13 protein-coding genes and 1 riboswitch are annotated in these 17,012 nt (G+C 66.9%); of the genes, 5 read left to right on the plus strand and 8 right to left on the minus strand.

Features of this window, described 5'->3' with window-relative positions:
* Window positions 1-2: 2 nt before the first annotated feature.
* The 4 genes from ACJMKX_RS06840 to ACJMKX_RS06855 form a co-directional block, all read right to left on the minus strand.
* The gene (locus tag ACJMKX_RS06840) at window positions 3-854 is read right to left on the minus strand and encodes a phosphotransferase (protein ID WP_405222886.1); all 852 of its coding nucleotides are present in this window, start codon (window positions 852-854) and stop codon (window positions 3-5) included.
* Window positions 820-1,443, minus strand: coding sequence for a nicotinamide riboside transporter PnuC (pnuC, locus tag ACJMKX_RS06845; protein ID WP_405222889.1), 624 nt, complete (start codon window positions 1,441-1,443; stop codon window positions 820-822). The genes ACJMKX_RS06840 and pnuC overlap by 35 nt, the downstream gene beginning before the upstream one ends.
* Window positions 1,440-1,697, minus strand: coding sequence for a YkoF family thiamine/hydroxymethylpyrimidine-binding protein (locus ACJMKX_RS06850; protein WP_405222892.1), 258 nt, complete (start codon window positions 1,695-1,697; stop codon window positions 1,440-1,442). The genes pnuC and ACJMKX_RS06850 overlap by 4 nt, the downstream gene beginning before the upstream one ends.
* A gap of 2 nt (window positions 1,698-1,699) precedes the next feature.
* Window positions 1,700-3,823, minus strand: coding sequence for a TonB-dependent receptor (locus tag ACJMKX_RS06855; protein ID WP_405222894.1), 2,124 nt, complete (start codon window positions 3,821-3,823; stop codon window positions 1,700-1,702).
* Window positions 3,815-3,948: riboswitch (TPP riboswitch) on the minus strand. It overlaps the preceding gene by 9 nt.
* A gap of 40 nt (window positions 3,949-3,988) precedes the next feature.
* Between ACJMKX_RS06855 and ACJMKX_RS06860 the strand changes: the two genes are divergently transcribed.
* Together ACJMKX_RS06860 and ACJMKX_RS06865 are read left to right on the plus strand one after the other, a co-directional pair.
* Window positions 3,989-4,894 (plus strand): amidohydrolase family protein, encoded by a 906-nt coding sequence (locus ACJMKX_RS06860; protein WP_405222896.1) that lies wholly within the window; start codon window positions 3,989-3,991, stop codon window positions 4,892-4,894.
* Complete coding sequence (locus tag ACJMKX_RS06865) at window positions 4,851-6,359, plus strand: class I adenylate-forming enzyme family protein (RefSeq protein WP_405222899.1); 1,509 nt, start codon at window positions 4,851-4,853, stop codon at window positions 6,357-6,359. The genes ACJMKX_RS06860 and ACJMKX_RS06865 overlap by 44 nt, the downstream gene beginning before the upstream one ends.
* 26 nt (window positions 6,360-6,385) lie before the next feature.
* On the opposite strand, the gene ACJMKX_RS06870 is transcribed toward ACJMKX_RS06865, so the two are convergent.
* The 4 genes from ACJMKX_RS06870 to ACJMKX_RS06885 all read right to left on the minus strand — a co-directional run bounded on the left by ACJMKX_RS06870 (window position 6,386) and on the right by ACJMKX_RS06885 (window position 9,384).
* Window positions 6,386-7,339, minus strand: a complete 954-nt coding sequence (locus ACJMKX_RS06870; RefSeq protein WP_405222902.1) for a DUF4437 domain-containing protein — start codon at window positions 7,337-7,339, stop codon at window positions 6,386-6,388.
* Window positions 7,340-7,353: 14 nt separating this feature from the next.
* A complete protein-coding gene (locus ACJMKX_RS06875; RefSeq protein ID WP_405222905.1) occupies window positions 7,354-7,620 on the minus strand; it encodes a hypothetical protein in 267 nt (88 codons plus the stop codon).
* 116 nt (window positions 7,621-7,736) lie between these two features.
* Complete coding sequence (locus tag ACJMKX_RS06880; protein ID WP_405222908.1) at window positions 7,737-8,468, minus strand: urease accessory protein UreH domain-containing protein; 732 nt, start codon at window positions 8,466-8,468, stop codon at window positions 7,737-7,739.
* A 40-nt stretch (window positions 8,469-8,508) separates the two neighbouring features.
* Window positions 8,509-9,384 carry an NAD(P)-dependent oxidoreductase gene (locus tag ACJMKX_RS06885; RefSeq protein WP_405222911.1) on the minus strand — a complete coding sequence of 292 codons (876 nt, stop codon included), beginning with the start codon at window positions 9,382-9,384 and terminating at the stop codon, window positions 8,509-8,511.
* 134 nt (window positions 9,385-9,518) lie between these two features.
* On the opposite strand from ACJMKX_RS06885, the gene ACJMKX_RS06890 reads away from it, so the two are divergent.
* The 3 genes from ACJMKX_RS06890 to ACJMKX_RS06900 all read left to right on the plus strand — a co-directional run bounded on the left by ACJMKX_RS06890 (window position 9,519) and on the right by ACJMKX_RS06900 (window position 16,995).
* Window positions 9,519-11,798, plus strand: a complete 2,280-nt coding sequence (locus ACJMKX_RS06890; protein ID WP_405222913.1) for a DUF3604 domain-containing protein — start codon at window positions 9,519-9,521, stop codon at window positions 11,796-11,798.
* Window positions 11,799-12,262: 464 nt separating this feature from the next.
* Complete coding sequence (locus ACJMKX_RS06895) at window positions 12,263-15,589, plus strand: TonB-dependent receptor (RefSeq protein ID WP_405222916.1); 3,327 nt, start codon at window positions 12,263-12,265, stop codon at window positions 15,587-15,589.
* Window positions 15,590-15,738: 149 nt separating this feature from the next.
* Window positions 15,739-16,995 carry a lytic murein transglycosylase gene (locus tag ACJMKX_RS06900; protein ID WP_405222919.1) on the plus strand — a complete coding sequence of 419 codons (1,257 nt, stop codon included), beginning with the start codon at window positions 15,739-15,741 and terminating at the stop codon, window positions 16,993-16,995.
* The last annotated feature ends 17 nt before the right edge of the window (window positions 16,996-17,012 follow it).

Consider the following 17,012-nt stretch of genomic DNA (forward strand, 5'->3'; position numbering starts at 1 on the left):
AGCTAGGGCAGCGGTGCGGCGGCGAGCCGGCGCTCCACCCTCTCCCGCTCCCTGAGTCCATCGCCGCCGGCGGCCAGCCACAGCCAGTGCAACGCGTCGTGGGCCCGGATAAGCTCGGCCAGCCGATGTCGACGGCGCGGCGAGACCCGCCCGGACCAGGCCCGCAGCAGGTGCAGCGCGGCGGCCGGACCCAGGTCGTGATAGGCGATGACTGCAGCCACGTCGAACAGGGGATCGCCGGTCGCGGCGAATTCCCAGTCGACCAGCCGCAGCCCGGCCGCGGTCCGGATCAGGTTACCGGCGACGGGGTCCATATGACAGACGCGGCGCTCCGCCTGCGGCACGGCCGGCAGCTCGGCGAGTTCCTGCACGAGTTCCATACCGCGCCGGCGCAAGGCCGGGTTGCGAATGGCAGCCAGATACACCGCGCCGGCCTCGGCCAGCCCGTAGGCCGAGCCCGGATCGGGCAGCGCATGGACCCGGCGCAGCAGCGCCGCGATCTCCGTCAGGGTCTCGGGTTTGCCGATCTGCGCCGGACCCGGCTTCTCGCCTTCCAGGTAGCGGGTGACCAGTATTCCCGCAGCGGGGTCGGCGTACAGCATCTCCGGCGCGAGCCCGGCCGCGGCCGCCGACCGGAGTACCGCCAGCTCCCTGCCCCGATCCACGACCGGCGGCGGCACCCGCTCCCGGTCGCGGCGGAGCACGGCTGCCTCCCCGTCGGCCACCACCAGCCAGCTCTCGTTGGAGTGCCCGCCGGTCAGGGCCCGGCACTCGAGCGAGCGCACTCCCCGCCACAGGGGCACGCCCTGCAGCAGCCCTTCAGGCGGCTGCGAGCGCATCGCGGGTCCGCGCATAGTCCTTGCGCCAGCTCAGGAAGCCGACGGGGATGAGCACCAGGTAGAAGCAGAACAGCAGCGCAGTGAGCGGCAGACCCCGGGAGAGATAGAGATACACCGACAGGGCGTCGATCACGAACCAGTACACCCAGTTCTCCAGCACCTTGCGTGCCACCAGGAAGGTGGCCCACACGGCGGACCACGTCGTCAGCGAGTCCAGATACGGGAAGGCGGCGCCCGTGTTCGCCGCCAGCCAGGCGCCGCTCGCAACAGTGAGCGCGGCGATTACCCCGAGTGCAGCGCCGTGCCACGCCAGCGGCCACACGGTGACGGGCAGCCCGGCATGCCGGGCGCCGCCGTGGCGCCACTCATACCAGCCGTATACCGCCATCACCAGGTAGAAGACGTTCAGCGCGGACTCCATGAACAGCGCCGCGCCGTGGAACAGCCAGATGTACAGCCCGGTGCTGACGAAGGCGCAGGCCCAGCACCAGATGTTCTGGCGCACCGCGAGCACCAGGTAACCGACCGCCAGCGCCACCGCCAGCGCCTCGGCCGGCGACATCGAGGACGCCTGTGCGGCGAGCCTCTCGGCGAAACTGCTCACGCGCCGGCGTCCGCCCCGCCCGCGTTCAGTACCTTCAGCACGAACACGGCCTTGCCCTCGCGCTCGAAGGTAGCGCGTATCTCGGCCTTCAGCGCATCCCAGACCGCGTCGTAGTCACCGCGGATGCGCGTGCTGACCGGGTTGGTGTGCACGGTGAGTTCCGGCCGGGCGTTCAGGCGGGCAATGAAATGGTCGATAGCCGGGATGAACTCGTCGGCCAGCGGATAGAGGCTCACGTCGATGAGGGTCTGCATACTCAGAATCCGTATTCCAGGGTGAAACCGATCTGCCGCGGGTCGCCGAGCCGCACGTAACGCTCGTTCGGGAAGTCCGGCGGCTCGTTGCCGAAAAAGAAGCCGCGTACCGCATAGCGCTCGTCGAAGAGATTGCGGCCCCACAGGCTGGCTGTCCAGCCGCCCTTTGCATAGCCGAGGCGCAGATTCACGAGCTGATACGGGTCGGACTTCTGGTCGTGACTGTCGGAGAAATAGAATTCGTCCTTGCCGGTGACGTCGGCCCGGGCGAACCAGCCGGCCGGATGCTCCCAGCTTGCGCCGAGCGCGAAGGAGTAGCCCGGTGCATGCGCCTGCTCGCGGCCGGAGAGCTCCAGGCCGTCCGGCGTGGCGTACTCGTCGAACTCCACCCGCATCAGGCCGAGACGGGCCCAGAACTCGAGGTCGCCGCGGGGCGCCCAGCGCACCTCGCCCTCCAGGCCGATGCTGCGGCCGGTGGCGGCGTTGTCCGTGAAGAAGATGAACGAGGAGGGATCCCCGGGCACCAGCTGGGTCGAGGTGCCGATCTGCTGGTCCTCCCGGCGGGAGACGAACAGCGTCAGTCCCGATTCGAGGACACCCGGCCGCCACTCGGAGCGGATACCGGTCTCCAGGTTCCACAGCGACTCCGGTCCGAAGTAGCGCTCGTCCTCACTCGGCACGCTGCCCAGATTGAAGCCGCCCGCCTTGTAGCCGCGGGACAGGCTCACATAGGTGCCGTGGCGCTCCCCGAGCCCATAGCGGTAACTCAGCTGCCCGCCCAGCATCGTCTCGCTGTCGGTGAGGTCGTTGCGGGACGAGCCGTCCAGCGTATCCACGTAGTCCGCGCCCCGGTGCTCCACCCGCAGCCCCAGGGAGATCTCGTGGCGGTCCGCCGGCGTCCAGTCGAGCTGGCCGAAGGCGGCGGTGCTGAGCGCCTCGTAATCCGAGCGCAGGTCCTTCTCCAGGGGGAAAGCGCCGAAGGCCGGATCGACGTACAGTCCCGTGCTGTCCTCCCGGTTGCCTTCGGAGAGCCGCAGGGCGTAGAGACCGGCCAGCCAGGAGACAGCGCCGTCGGCCAGACCGCCCTCCGGACCGGACATCAGCCGGAACTCCTGGCTGATGGTCTCCCGGTCGCGCAGGAAGCGGGTCACGAAGTCGTAGGTGTAGGGCGCCCAGAAGTCCGGGTTGCCCCAGTCGGCATCGAAGCTGAAGGTGATGTCGGAGCGTGCCGCCGACGTGATGCTGGTCAGGTTGGCCGTCTCGCCGAAGTCCTTCCGTACCTTCAGCGCGCCGCCCCGGCTGCGCTGGGCATCCCGGCCAGGCTCGTCGGAGTACGTGGTGTAGCCGTTGTCGACGGCGAAGGCATCGTAGCCGTTGTCCACGTCCACATAGAGCAGGTTCAGGTCCACCTGCAGGTCGTCGGCCGGCTGCCAGCGGAAACGCGCCCGGCCGTCGGTCTCGTCGCGGCCGTTGGTGTCTTCGCGGCCGAGATACACGTTGTCGCGGAAGCCGTTGCTCTCGTAGCGATTGGCGCTGAGGCGGAAACTCGATGTGTCGGTCAGCGCGCCGCCGACAGCCGCGCTGGCGCCGCGGGCGTCGTCGCCGCCGGCGAGCAGGCGGAAGCGCCCCTCGGTCTCGGGGCCCGGCTCCACCGAGCGCACGTTGATGAGACCGGCCAGCGCGTTTGCGCCGTAGCGGGTGCCCTGGGGGCCGCGCAGGACCTCCACCTGGGCCACGTCCCAGGTGAGGGCGATGCCGCCGATGCCGGAGAAGTCGATGTTGTCGATCAGGAAGCCGACCGAGGGGTTCGGCGCGCCCTCGTACTGGCTGCGCTCGCCGATGCCGCGGATCTGGAAGTAGCGCGGCCGGTTGCTGCCACCCGCCCAGTTCAGGTTCGGCACCAGGTGGGTCAGCTCCTCGAAGTGCTGCACGGCCGCCTTGCGTACGGTCTCCCGCGACAGCACGGCGACACTGGTGGGCAGACGGGCGCGCTCGCGCTCGCGGAAGTCCGCGGTGACCACGATCTCCTCGATGACCTCGTCCTCCGCGGAGACGGCGGGCGCGGCCAGCGGCAGCAGAACGGCAATCGCACCGAGACGGGCGACGACGGATAACGGCATTGTCATGGATCCTCCTCCCTACGCCGGTACTAACCGGATCAGGTTCTGAGGGTTCCCGTGCCGGCGCCGGAGGAAAGAAGCCTCCGCGCCAACGGGTCTCAGGCCCTCTGGGGCCACCCCTGTGGAGCGGTTACTATAACGCACGGGCCAGGGCTGCCAAAGAGACGAACCATGACCGACGCATATCAGGCCATAGACGCCGTCGTGAACATCTGGACCGAGGAAGCGTTGTCGGTGCGCCCGGACTGGGGCCCGGACTTCTTCGTCGGCAAGATGAAGGCCCGGGGCGGCCTCATGGGCGGACTCTCGCTGGAGCAGATGATCGAGCGCATGGGCAAGGCCGGCATCGGTCACGGCTTCCTGGTGGCGGCCAAGTCCGGCCGTCCCGGCCTGCCGGGCTGCTATCACATGCCGCCGGAGATCGTCGCCCGCGCGGTGGAGCAGTATCCGGAGCGTTTCTCCGGGCTGATCGGCATCGATCCCTACACGGGCATGGACGGCGTGCGCGAGCTGGAGCGGGCGGTGAAAGAGCTCGGCTTCATCGGCGCCCACCTCTATCCGCACTGGTTCGAGCTGGCCCCGGACCATGCCAGGTACTACCCCTTCTATGCCAAGTGCGTGGAGCTGGGCGTGCCCATCCAGATGCAGGTGGGCCAGTCCATGATCTACTCGAAGGACTACCGCTGCCGCAGCGTCGGCCAGCCCATCACGCTGGACCCGGTGGCCTGCGACTTCCCCGAGCTGAAGCTGATCGGCATCCACGTCGGCATCCCGTGGACCCGGGAGATGATCGCGATGGCGTGGAAGCACGACAACGTCTACATCGGTTCGGACGCTCACAGTCCGAAATACTGGCCGGAGGAATTCGTGCACTACATCAACACCTTCGGCCAGGACAAGGTGATTTTCGGCACCGACTTCCCCGTACTCGACTTCGCGCGCACACGACAGGAGATCGACGACCTCGATCTCAGGCCCGGCCCGAAGCGCAAACTCCTGCGCGACAACGTCATCCGGATCTACGGGATGGACGGTGGCAGGGACGGTGGCAAGAACGGCGGCACGGGCGGTGACTGACGCGCTGAATCTGGCCGGCCTCATCGCCGGCCACGCCCGCAACCGTCCGGCCCACCCGGCCATTGTCTGGCGCGACCGGGAAGACGAGGCAACCGACTACCGTGAGGCCTGGCGGCGTATCGAGGCCTGCGCCGCGAGGCTCGCCGCGGCCGGCGTGAGCACCGGCGACAGAGTAGCGCTGGCGCTCGGCGATCATCCGCTCCACCTGCTGCTGCATTACGCCGTGGCCCGCCTGGGTGCGGTGATCCTGCCCGTCGACCACCGCTGGACCGCGGCAGAGCAACAGGATGTCGCCCGCGCGTTCGACGCCCGCTGCCTGCTGGCGGATGGCAGCGACACCGACTACGGTGAGCTGACCGTGCTGCGGCCCGACGACAGCTGGTACGAGGAGCCGGGCGAGACGCCGCCGCCAATGCCGGAGGACGGCGACCTGCCGGTCCTGATCTCCCTCTCCTCCGGCACCACCGGCCGGCCCAAGGGAGCGCTGGTCAGCCATCGCCAGTTCTACGAACGATTCGTGAACCAGTGGGTGACCCTGGGCATCAACGTGAACGACCGCTTCGTCGCCCTCACCCCGCTCTACTTCGGTGCGGGCCGCTCGTTCGGCATGTGCCTGCTCGCCGCCGGGGGTACCGTGGTGCTGGATCCGCCGCCGCACAAGCCGGAGGAACTCGCCGAAGCCATCAACCGCTCCCGCGCCACGGTCGCCTTCCTGGTACCGACGCTGATCAGGCGCCTGCTACCGATCGCCGACGGCGACGGCCACCTGCTGCCCGGTCTGAAACTGCTGATCTCCTCGGGCGCCATGCTGCACGCCGAGGAGGCGCGGGAGATCAGCGCCAGACTGAGCCCGCGGCTGCTCTCGTACTACGCCTCCAGCGAGGGGGGCGGCATCTCGGTGCTGCAACCACATGAGGTGGCCGAATACGCCGACACCGTCGGCCGGCCGGTCTTCCGCGTTGACGTGGAGATACTGGGCCGCGACGGCAAGCCCGTGCCGGAGGGCGAGACCGGACGCCTGCGCTACCGCGGGCCCGGCGTGGCCACGCGATTCCTGGACGAGGACGGCCACGAACACGGCGCGGAGTCCGGCGGCTGGTTCTATCCCGGCGATCTCGCCGCCCGGGGCCCCGAGGGCCACCTGATGCTGCGCGGCCGGGAGAAGGACGTCATCATCCGCGGCGGCGTCAACATCTACCCGGGCGAGATCGAGAAGGCGCTGCTGTCCCACCCGGACATCGACGAGGCCGCCGTCGTGGGCCGACCGTCGGCGAAGCTCGGCGAGGAACCGGTCGCGTTCCTCACCGGCGGCCTGCGGGACCCCGAAAGCGTGCTGGCCCACTGCGCGGAGCGCCTCGCGCCTTACAAGGTACCGGCCGCGGTGATCTTCCTGAACGAGATGCCGAAGTCCAGCCTCGGCAAGATCCTGAAGAAAGACCTGGCGCAGCACCTGAACCCCGGGTAGGAGGGCCTTCAGGCCCTCCTGCATTGCTAGTGGTCGTGGTCGCCGTGGTGGTGATGCGTATGCGTCGTGCCGTCGCCGTGGGTGTGGGTGCCGCGGCGCTGCATCGTGTCCTCGAAGTCCTCCGGCCCGTGGGGATGGTTGTGGGCGTGGTTCACGCACCACTTGTAGAGCACGGGGTCACGTTTGGCGAGGCGCGCGGCGGAACGCTCCTCGTTCTCCTCCGGTGTGCTCCACGGGTTGTAGTGGAAGTGGTTGAACAGCTTCGAGTCGGTGCGGCCGATGGCGATGCAGCCGAGTTCGCTGGCGAAGGCGCCGTGGTTGATGTAGGGCGGACGCCAGAAGTAGCCGCCGGTGGGCAGATCGCCGAACTGCATCATCCACGACGTCCCCCACAGGTGATACCCCTCCTCGCAGCAGTCGTGGTAGGAGATATTGTCCTGGTGGAACTGGGGCACCATGCAGTACAGGAACGTCATGGCAAAGGTCTGCGGATTGAAGTTCAGCAGCTTGATCATGCAGCCGGCCGCCACGGACGGGCTGACCACGTTGCCGGGCGCCCAGACGATGTCGGCATAGGTGTCGACGTCGTGATAAAGCTCGGTGCGGGAGAGTTCGTGGTGCCGGTCGCTCTCCACCAGGCTGGGCTCGGCGGTGTTGTACATCATCAGCAGGAGCGCGCCCTGCTCGGCGCTGAGTTCGGGCAGCGCATAGCCCGCCGGCACGAAGAAGTAGTGGCCCCGGTTACACACCTTGTCGCCGAGTCTGATGCTGCCCTCGATGACGATGAACTCCAGCTCGGAGTAACTGAAGCCGGGCGGCTGGCGATAACCCGAGTCGAGCTGCACGGTCATCGTGCAGGAGCCGATCTCCGGATCCAGGCTCAGCATCTTGTAGCGGTAGCCGCTGCCGAAGCCCGGCAGCGGCATGTTCTTGAAACGGACGTCGCGGTCGCAGAACGGTTCGATATGCGGTCTGGTCATGGCGCTCTCCCGACTCAGTAGACGACTTTATGCTTGCGGTCCGGCTTGACCGGCAGGTCGTGCTCGGGGATCTTCATTCGCTGATCGCCGTCCACGTTGAAGCCGTACTCCTGGATGCGCTCGAAGAACTCCTGGTACCACTGGTCCCGGGTGGGATCGAGAGCTTCCATCTCCGCGACGATTTTTCGGTAGCGTTCGTCCTGTTCCGCCACTTCCTCTTCGAGCCACTCGCGAACTTCCTTCGGCAGTTCGCGCTCGATGCGGGTGTTCCTGAATGTCATGACTACTCCGGATCGCTCAGTGATTCGCAGCGCCCGCCGCGGGCCGGGCAGCATGCCGGACCGGCGCCGGGCTCCCTGCCCCCAGGTGTCTTTTTACCAGCCCCTGACGGACCTTGTCACAGGCCCAGGCCGACGATGGCCGCGCCGCACAGACCGATGGCACCGCCGGAGACGGCATGGGACCAGTGCGTGAAGCGCCGCAGGCCGAGCTTCTCGCCGACGGTCTTCAGCCCCCACAGACCTACCAGCACCGCGGCCACCATGGTGACGAGCGTGGCGGCGCCGAAAACGCCGGTGACCAGCACGAGCCCCGCATAATTTTGCTGCGCGGCCGGATACATCAGCACGGGTATCAGCGCCTCGCAGGGACCCAGGACGAAGACGATGAACAGCGCCAGCGGCGTGAGCGTCCTGCCGGCCTCCGCGTGCACGTGGGCGTGCGCGCTCGCGTGCCGGTGCTCGTGCAGGTGCTGGGTGCCGTCCGCATGCGTATGCCAGTGGGTGTGCGGCCGGTTGCGCCAGGCGTGGCGCACGCCCCAGATCATGTACAGCAGCCCGAATACCACCAGCGCCCAGGCAGCCAGGTTGCCGCGCACGCCCTCCACCCATTCCAGCTGGGTCAGGGCGAGGCCCAGGGCGACGCCGACCAAGCCGATCAACACCGAGCCCACGACGTGGCCGAGGCCGCAGACCAGGGTGATCAGGCTGGTGCGCCGCGCGGACCAGCCGCGCGCCCGCGAGAGCATCACGAAGGGCAGGTAATGATCGGGCCCGAGGATGGTGTGGAGGACGCCGATGGTGGCGGCGGTTGCGGCCAGCGCCGCGATCTCCGGTGTAAACCAGTCCATGATGATTCACCCCTCCAGGGCGACAAGAATTATTGTATGCCTAAGCTTCCGTCGTGTCTGCCAGTCTCGCGATCAGGCTCGAGGTGTCCCAGCGCCGCCCGCCCATGGCTTCGACCTCGGCGTAGAACTGATCCACCAGGGCGGCCACGGGCAGCGAGGCGCCATTCCGGCGGGCCTCGTCCAGCGCTATGCCGAGGTCCTTGCGCATCCATTCGACCGCGAAGCCGAAATCGAACTCGCCGTCCAGCATCGTCTCGTGGCGATTGTCCATCTGCCAGGACTGGGCGGCGCCCTGGCTGATGGCCTCCACCACGGCGCGGCCGTCCAGGTTTGCGCGGCGGGCGAAATCCAGCCCCTCGGCCAGGCCCTGCAGCAGCCCGGCGATGCAGATCTGGTTGACCATTTTCGTGAGCTGGCCGGAACCGGCGGGACCCATCAACCGGCAGCGCCGCGCGTAGATGTCGATCACCGGCTCCGCCCGCTCGTAAACGGCGGGATCGCCGCCGGCCATGACCGTCAGCGTGCCGTGCTCGGCTCCGGCCTGACCGCCGGAGACCGGTGCATCGAGAAACCCGGCACCCGCATCGCCTGCCGCCGCCGCCAGCTCCCGGGCCATCGCCGCGGACGCGGTGGTGTGGTCCACCAGGATGCCGCCTTCGCCCAATCCGGCCAGCACGCCGTCCTCGCCCAGCACCACGGCGCGGACGTCGTCGTCGTTGCCGACGCAGGTGAATGCGATGTCGACGCCCCGGGCCGCCTGGGCCGGCGTGGCAGCGGATCGGCCGGTGTGTGTCTCGCACCAGTGGCGGGACTTGCCAGGCGTGCGGTTGTAGACGGCCACGTCGTGACCCGCCCGCGACAGATGACCGGCCATGGGGAAGCCCATGACGCCCAACCCAATGAAAGCGATTCTCATCGCGGTCCGACCCGGCAGTGAGACACGGCCTCACACTACTTGCGGATACTACCGCCAGCAATCGTGGACTTGCCGGACGGGACACGAGGCCCTAATGTCGGGACCTGCAACCGGATCAGGCAGTGGGGGAAATAATGAAGAGATTCCTGATCGCCGTCGCCATCGTGGTCGCGGGCGCACTGGGTCTGTTGTTCGCGGCCGGCAAGGGCTGGCTCGGCGAGCACGAGGGACCGGGCATCATCACCGACCAGCGCGTGCCGGCGGAGGCCGTCGAGGAGCGCGTCGCGCGCCAGGCCGAGGCCATGGAGTCCGCCGGCGCCCCGGCCGACAAGCAGATCCTGTTCGGCGACCTGCACGTGCACACCACGCTCTCGTTCGACGCCTTCCTGAGCAGCCTGCCCCTGATGAACGGCGAGGGAACCAAACCGCTGGCCGACGCCTGCGACTTCGCCCGCTACTGCTCGGCGCTGGACTTCTGGTCCATCAACGATCACGCCGAGGCCTCCACCCCGCGGCGCTGGCAGGAGACCGTCGAGTCCATCCGCCAGTGCAACGCGGTCGCGGGCAGCGGGCCGGTGCCCGACACGGTCTCGTTCCTCGGCTGGGAATGGACCCAGGTGGGCAGCACGCCCGACAACCATTACGGCCACAAGAACGTGATCCTCCGCGACCTCGAGGACGACAGGATCCCGCCCCGGCCGATCAACTCCGGCGGCGTCGCCCGCGACGCGCTGGGCGGCATCTCGGTGACGGCCCGCGCCTACCTCATTGCCCTGGAGCCCTCCAAGCGCATGCTCGACTTCGCCCGCTACGTCGAGGAGCTGCGCAACGCCGACGACTGCCCCATGGACGTGCCCACGACGGAGCTGCCGGCCGACTGCCGGGAGAGCGCCGAGACCCCGGCGGAGCTGTTCGAGCGGCTGCGCGCCCATGGCCACGAAGCCATGGTCATCCCCCACGGCACCACCTGGGGCTTCTACACGCCGGCGGGCTCCGACTGGGACAAGCAGCTCGAAGGCGACATGCACGACCCCGAACTGCAGTCGCTGATCGAGGTCTTCTCCGGGCACGGCAATTCCGAGGAATACCGGCCCTGGCGCGCGATCCGTTTCGACGACCAGGGCAGGCCCTACTGCCCCGAACCGGTGGAAGGCTATCTGCCGTCCTGCTGGCGGGCCGGCCAGATCATCGAGACGCGCTGCCTGGAGGCCGGCGAGAGCGCGGAGCTCTGCGCGGAGCGCGCCGCCATGGCGCGCCAGGACTACGTGAATACCGGCGTCGGCGGCCACCTCGTGGTGGGCGGCGAGACCGGCGCCGACTGGCTGGACGCCGGCCAGTGCGCGGACTGCTACCTGCCCTCGTTCAACTACCGTCCTGGCGGCGCCGTGCAGTACATCATGGCGCTGACCAACTTCGAGGACCCGGAGACACCGCGCCGTTTCCGTTTCGGCTTCATGGCCTCCAGCGACAACCACCGGGCACGGCCGGGCACCGGCTACAAGGAGTTCTTCCGCGCGGGCATGGCCGACCCCACCGGCGGACGCGACGAGCAGGTCCGCTCGATATTCGGGCCGCCGGCCGGTGAGCCCCTGCCCTACTCGCGGGCCGTCGACTTCGAGGGCCGCTTCAACGTGCCGGACAACCTGATCGAGACGGAATCGCCGGTGCAGACGGTCGACCTGCAGCCGTTCCGGCTGACGGAATCCGAGCGCCAGGCGTCGTTCTTCATGACCGGCGGACTGATCGCGGCCCACGCGGGCAGCCGGGACCGCAACGCCATCTGGGACGCGATGGAGCGCAGGGAAGTCTACGGCACCAGCGGCGACCGCATCCTGCTCTGGTTCGACCTGCTGCAAGGCGACGGCAACGAGCTGCCGATGGGCGCCGAGACCGAGATGACCGCGCAGCCGGTCTTCCGGGTACGCGCCGTCGGTGCCTTCAAGCAGAAGCCGGGCTGCCCCGACTACGCCACCAACGCGCTCACGCCGGAGCGGCTGGAGGCCATGTGCCGGGGCGAGTGCTACAACCCCTCCGACGAGCGCAAGCTGATCACCCGCATCGAGATCGTGCGCATCCTGCCCCAGCAGGAACCTGGCGAGGCCGTGCAACCGCTGATCCAGGATCCGTGGAAGGTTCACGAGTGCATACCGGACCCCGCCGGCTGCACAGCCACGTTCACGGACGAGGAGTATCCCGGCATGGCGCGGGATGCCCTCTACTACGCCCGCGCCATAGAGTCGCCGAGCCCGGCGGTCAACGCCGGCGGCGTACGCTGCGAGTACGACGAGGAGGGCCGCTGCGTGGACGTCGACCTGTGCTACGCGGACGATCGTACGCCGCCGGACGACGACTGCCTGGCCATGAACGAGGAGCGCGCCTGGTCGTCGCCCATCTTCGTCGACTGGGGCGGCTGAGCGCCGGTCTCATCCGCGGCGGCATCCGACCGTCTGTTGCCTGGACACAACACCGATCTGCGCGGCCCGACTGCCGGTTGGCCCGCCCTCCACGCGTCGCGAGGACACTACAAGCCGACCCGGGCCCGGGCGGGTCTCGGCGGCCGCGCCGCGACACCCGCGGTCGGTTACCGCTGAAATCTCCTAGAAACAATTCCTTGTGACGGGATTATGACAGCGTTTCCAACTCGGGCGACCGGCCGTATGCAAGGGTGCCCCGACGCCGCCTCCCGTATCGTGCAAACCCTTTATTGCGGCTGGATTTTCAGTGCGCTAGATTGGCGCAGCCTGGCCCGGCTGCGCCATGCGCGCGCATGCGGGACCGCGCGTTGTCCGGAGCAATCAAACCTTCACATTCTTACCCTAGAATCCCGCGGCTCTACACAAACAGGGGCGCAAGAACCCCAAGATCGGAGACAGTAGTGATGCCAAATATCGACTCGCCTAGCAGGGCCCCATGGCTGTGGCGCAACATCGTCCGTGCCTGGGTCGCTGCCCTCCTCATCGTCATGGTCCCTGTTGCGGGATTCGCACAAGAGACCACCTCCAACATCCGCGGCAAGGTCCTCGACGAGAACGGCGCCCCTGTCGCGGGCGAGACCGTTACAATCGAAGACATGCGCAGCGGCGTCTCGCGCACCCTGACCACCGACGCCAGCGGCTTGTTCCTCGCGACCCGGCTCCTGCCGGGCGGCCCGTACCAGATCTCGGTCCGCGGCCAGTCCACCGAGGTACCCAGCATCAGCCTCGGCGACACCTACTCGCTCACCGTCGGGCTCCGGTCCGAAGCCGCGATGGAGGAGATCGTGGTGACGGGGCAGGCCCTGCAGTTCGTGGACGTCGCATCGGGCCCGGCCGCCACCTTCAACGTGGCCGATCTCGAGAGCGCCGTGTCGTTCAGCCGTGACATCTCCGAGGTCTACGGCATCGACCCGCGCATTATGATCGACCAGGACGAGGACGGCTTCGGCGTGAACTGCGCCGGCAAGCATCCGCGCTTCAACAACATCACGCTGGACGGCATCAGTCAAACCGACCGCTTCGGCCTGAACGAGAACGGCTACTCGACTGCGGTAGGCATGCCGTTCCCCTATGACGCGATCGAGCAGATCGCGGTCGAGCTCGCGCCCTTCGACGTGACCTACGGCGGCTTCTCCGCCTGCAACATCAACGCCGTTACGAAGTCCGGCACGAACGAGTGGCAGGTGGGCGCGTTCTATGAGTTCTCGAACGACAGCCTGCGCGGCGACACGATCGGCGATACGACGATCGGCGGCACGCCCGGCTACGACAAGACCTACATCGGCTTCGACCTCGGCGGCCCGATCATCAAGGATCGGCTGTTCATCTTCGCCGCATACGAGGAATCCGAGGAGCCCCGCTTCCTGGCCCGCGGATTCGATGGTTCCGGCAATGGCGAGGAGCGGCCCTGGCTGAGCCAGGCGGACTACAACCGCATCCGCGACATCGCCCAGAACGTGTACGGCTACGATCCCGGCGGCCAGCCGACCGACGGCGTCCAGGAAGCCGAGAAATACATGGTCCGGCTCGACTGGAATATCAACGACCGCCACAACGCGGCGCTGATCTACAACTACTTCGACGGCTTTCAGGATCGTGACTCCGACGGCGACGACAACGAATTCGAGTTCGCCAACCACTTCTACGTGAAGGGCGCCGAGTTCGAGACCTACACCGCGAAACTGTGGTCGCAGTGGACGGACAACCTCTCCACCGAGATCTTCTACAGCACGAGCGAGATGAACGACTCCCAGGTCACGGTCGGACCGAAGGAATTCGCTGACATGCAGATCAGCCTCGGAGCGTTCCCGAACGTCGACACCGTCTACCTCGGCGCCGACGATTCGCGGCAGGCGAATGCGCTGGGCACCGAGTCGACTTATCTGCGACTGGCCGGCAACTATTTCATCGGTGATCATGTGATCACCGCCGGCTATGACCGCGAGGAGCTGGAGATCTTCAACATTTTTGTCCAGCACTCGAACGGCGGCGAGTACGACTATTTCGACAGTTCGCTGAGCAATGACCCGGCCTGTGCGGCACTGACCGCGCAGGAACGGTTCGATGACGTGCTCGGCATCGGCTGTCAGCCTTCCGGCATCGATCGCTTCGAACTCGGCCGGCCGAGCCGAATTTACTATGGTAGCGGTGGTGGAACGAATAACCCGAACGACGCCGCGGCCAATTTCAGCAATGTGCTGAATGCGCTGTATATCCAGGACGAGATCTTCTTCGACGACTATGGGCTGACCATCACCGCCGGTCTGCGTTATGAGTGGTTCACCAGTGACGACCGGCCCAACTTCAACCCGACGTTTTCCGAGATCTACGGCATCCGCAACGACGCCAACATCGACGGCCTCGACCTGATCATGCCGCGTCTTGGCTTCACCTGGGATGTGCGCGAAGACCTGACCCTGCGTGGCGGTGTCGGTCGCTACTCCGGCGGGAACCCGAACGTGTGGATTTCCAATGCGTGGAGTAACGACGGTCTGACCAACGCCCAGTTCCAATTCAATTACTTCGACTCCGCGACGGTGCTGCCGGGCTTCGCCGATTCGCTGCAGCTCTCCGGCGAGGGTCGACCCGGTTTCGATGTACCGCAGGAGATGGTCGATGCAGTGCTCGCGGTCACGCCCTCCGACGCAGTCGATTCCAACCTTGTGATCCTGGATCCCGACTACGATCAGCCTAACGAGTGGAAGTGGGCGTTCGGCGGCACCTGGGATACACCCTGGTACGACATCCAGATGGACTTCGACTTCCTCTACACGCGGGGCGACGATTCCGCCTACTACGTCGATCTCTCGCAGGAAATCGTGGGCACGACAACATTGGGCATTCCAGTGTACGACTACGTCGACCGCAACGGAGACGGCGAGGTCGAGGAAGATAACCTGATGCTCACGAACTCCGATGAGACCACCACCAGCAAGACGATCTCCGTCATTCTGCGCAAGGACTTCGATTTCGGTCTCGATGTATTGTTCGGTTACGCGTGGACGGAGGCGGAGGACGTGAGCCCGATGACCTCAGCCACTGCGGGTTCCAACTTCGGGAACACGGCACTGATCGATCTCAACAACCCTGTCGCTGCCACCTCTAATTATGTGATTCCCCAGCGCTATACACTGCGACTGAATTACGCGAACGCCTTCTTCGGTGACAATCTCACCGAGGTGACGCTGTACGGCTTCGTGAACAAGGGACAGCCGCAGAGTTACGGCATGAGCTCGCAGCCGTTCGAGGGTGACAACGACTTCGCACGTCATCTGCTCTACATCCCGGCCGGTCCGACGGATCCGAACGTCGTGTTCGGCCCGGACTTCGACCAGGAGGCGTTCTTCAACTGGGTCGCAGAGCGCGGACTGGCGCCGGGTCTGACCGAGCGCAACGACTTCCACACAGGCTGGAGCACGCGCTTCGATCTGCGCGTAAGCCAAGAGGTTTCGCTGCCCGCCGGTTTCCGGGGCCAGGCGTATCTGAAAATTTACAACCTCGGCAATCTGCTGAATGACGATTGGGGCGAGATAGTGGATGCGCAGTTCACTACGCCGGGTATCGTCGGACTGGGTTACGAGATCGATGAGGACAATGAAGTGCCCGGAATCGATGCCCAGGGGCGTCTCGTTTACGGCAGCTTTAGCGATGAGTCCATCGAGCGGACCTACATCAACCGCAGCCTGTGGGAAGCTCGCATCGGTATCGACATCAAATTCGGCGGTGATTGATAGCAGTCGATCCACGTTCCGGCAACGTGGTATCTGTGCCAAACTAAAGGGCGGCCTCCGGGCCGCCCTTCTTTTTTGCCCGTCCGGCTGGGCAGGCGCCTTTGCTTACATTACCCTCACGATTCCACGACATGGCAGGGATCGCATCGATGAAGGGAGGGAAATCCGTTCCTGAGAAGGCCTGTCCGGCGGCAAGCCGGTCGATACCGGCGGCGTTTTTGCTGGCCACTCTCGGGCTGTTGCTGGCCGCCGGGGCGCAGGGCGCGGCAAACGATGCAGCCTTCGCCGCGTGTATAGAACGTATCGGCGACCGGGCGCGGCAGGCAGGCATCAGCGAGCCGGTCATCCGGGACGTGCTGGGCAAGGCACAGCCGCTGGAGCGCGTCATCGGACTGGACCGGGGTCAGCCCGAGTTCACCCGCAGCTTCGCGGACTACTACGGCCGGCGGGTCACGGAGGAACGGGTGCGCAGGGGGCGCGAGGTGCTGGAACAGCATCGTGCGGCACTGATGGCAGCCCAGCGACGCTATGGCGTGCCCGCCCACTACCTGGTGGCCTTCTGGGGCCTGGAGACGAACTTCGGCAGCTACTACGGCAAGATCCCGGTACCGGATGCACTGGCGACGCTCGCCTGCGACGCTAGGCGCGGGCCGTTCTTCACGGAGGAACTCCTCGCCGCGCTTCGCATCGTCGATGCCGGCGACATCGCACCCGAGCGCATGGTGGGCTCCTGGGCGGGCGCCATGGGCAACTTCCAGTTCCTGCCTTCTGTCTTCCTGCGCCATGCCATCGACGCCGACGGCGACGGCCGCCGCGATCTCTGGCACAGCACCGAGGACGCCATTCTGTCGGCGGGCAACTTCCTTCAGGCCCTCGGCTGGCAGCCCGAGCTGCGCTGGGGCCGGGAGATCCGGCTGCCGGACGGATTCGACTACGCGCTGGCCGGGCGGGACCAGCGCCGCTCACTGGCCGACTGGGTGGAGATCGGCATCACCGACGCGTGGGGCCGTCCCCTGCCACGGCTGGAGGGCCTCCCTGCCGCCGTCCTGGTGCCGGCCGGCCACGAAGGCCCGGCGTTCATCGTCTACGAGAACTTCGACGTGATCATGGGCTGGAACCGCTCGGAGTTCTACGCGCTGGCGGTGGGCCGACTGGCCGACCGTATCGCCGGCGTCGGCCCATTGGTCGGCGGCCTGCCCGAGGATTCCGCTCGGCTCCGCCGCGAGGACGTCAAAGGGCTGCAGAGTACGCTGGCAGCCATGGGCTACGACCCGGGCGAGCCGGACGGTATCGTGGGCCCGGCCACTCGCCGCGCGGTCTCCGCCTACCAGAAGGACCGAGGCCTGGTAGCCGACGGCCACGTAGACGAAGAACTCCTCACCACTCTGGGTGCCGGACCGAACTAATCCAACTTTTGCAACTT

This window comes from Lentisalinibacter sediminis, from assembly GCF_040706615.1.
Taxonomy (GTDB): Bacteria; Pseudomonadota; Gammaproteobacteria; order Steroidobacterales; family Woeseiaceae; genus Lentisalinibacter; species Lentisalinibacter sediminis.

Bases quoted from the DNA above. Each gene is read 5' to 3' on its own strand.
- ACJMKX_RS06890 (WP_405222913.1), top strand. From the start codon at position 9,519: ATGAAGAGATTCCTGATCGCCGTCGCCATCGTGGTCGCGGGCGCACTG.
- ACJMKX_RS06850 (WP_405222892.1), bottom strand. From the start codon at position 1,697: ATGCAGACCCTCATCGACGTGAGCCTCTATCCGCTGGCCGACGAGTTC.
- ACJMKX_RS06840 (WP_405222886.1), bottom strand. From the start codon at position 854: ATGCGCGGACCCGCGATGCGCTCGCAGCCGCCTGAAGGGCTGCTGCAG.
- ACJMKX_RS06860 (WP_405222896.1), top strand. From the start codon at position 3,989: ATGACCGACGCATATCAGGCCATAGACGCCGTCGTGAACATCTGGACC.
- ACJMKX_RS06875 (WP_405222905.1), bottom strand. From the start codon at position 7,620: ATGACATTCAGGAACACCCGCATCGAGCGCGAACTGCCGAAGGAAGTT.
- ACJMKX_RS06855 (WP_405222894.1), bottom strand. From the start codon at position 3,823: ATGACAATGCCGTTATCCGTCGTCGCCCGTCTCGGTGCGATTGCCGTT.
- ACJMKX_RS06880 (WP_405222908.1), bottom strand. From the start codon at position 8,468: ATGGACTGGTTTACACCGGAGATCGCGGCGCTGGCCGCAACCGCCGCC.
- ACJMKX_RS06895 (WP_405222916.1), top strand. From the start codon at position 12,263: ATGCCAAATATCGACTCGCCTAGCAGGGCCCCATGGCTGTGGCGCAAC.
- ACJMKX_RS06885 (WP_405222911.1), bottom strand. From the start codon at position 9,384: ATGAGAATCGCTTTCATTGGGTTGGGCGTCATGGGCTTCCCCATGGCC.
- ACJMKX_RS06900 (WP_405222919.1), top strand. From the start codon at position 15,739: ATGAAGGGAGGGAAATCCGTTCCTGAGAAGGCCTGTCCGGCGGCAAGC.
- ACJMKX_RS06870 (WP_405222902.1), bottom strand. From the start codon at position 7,339: ATGACCAGACCGCATATCGAACCGTTCTGCGACCGCGACGTCCGTTTC.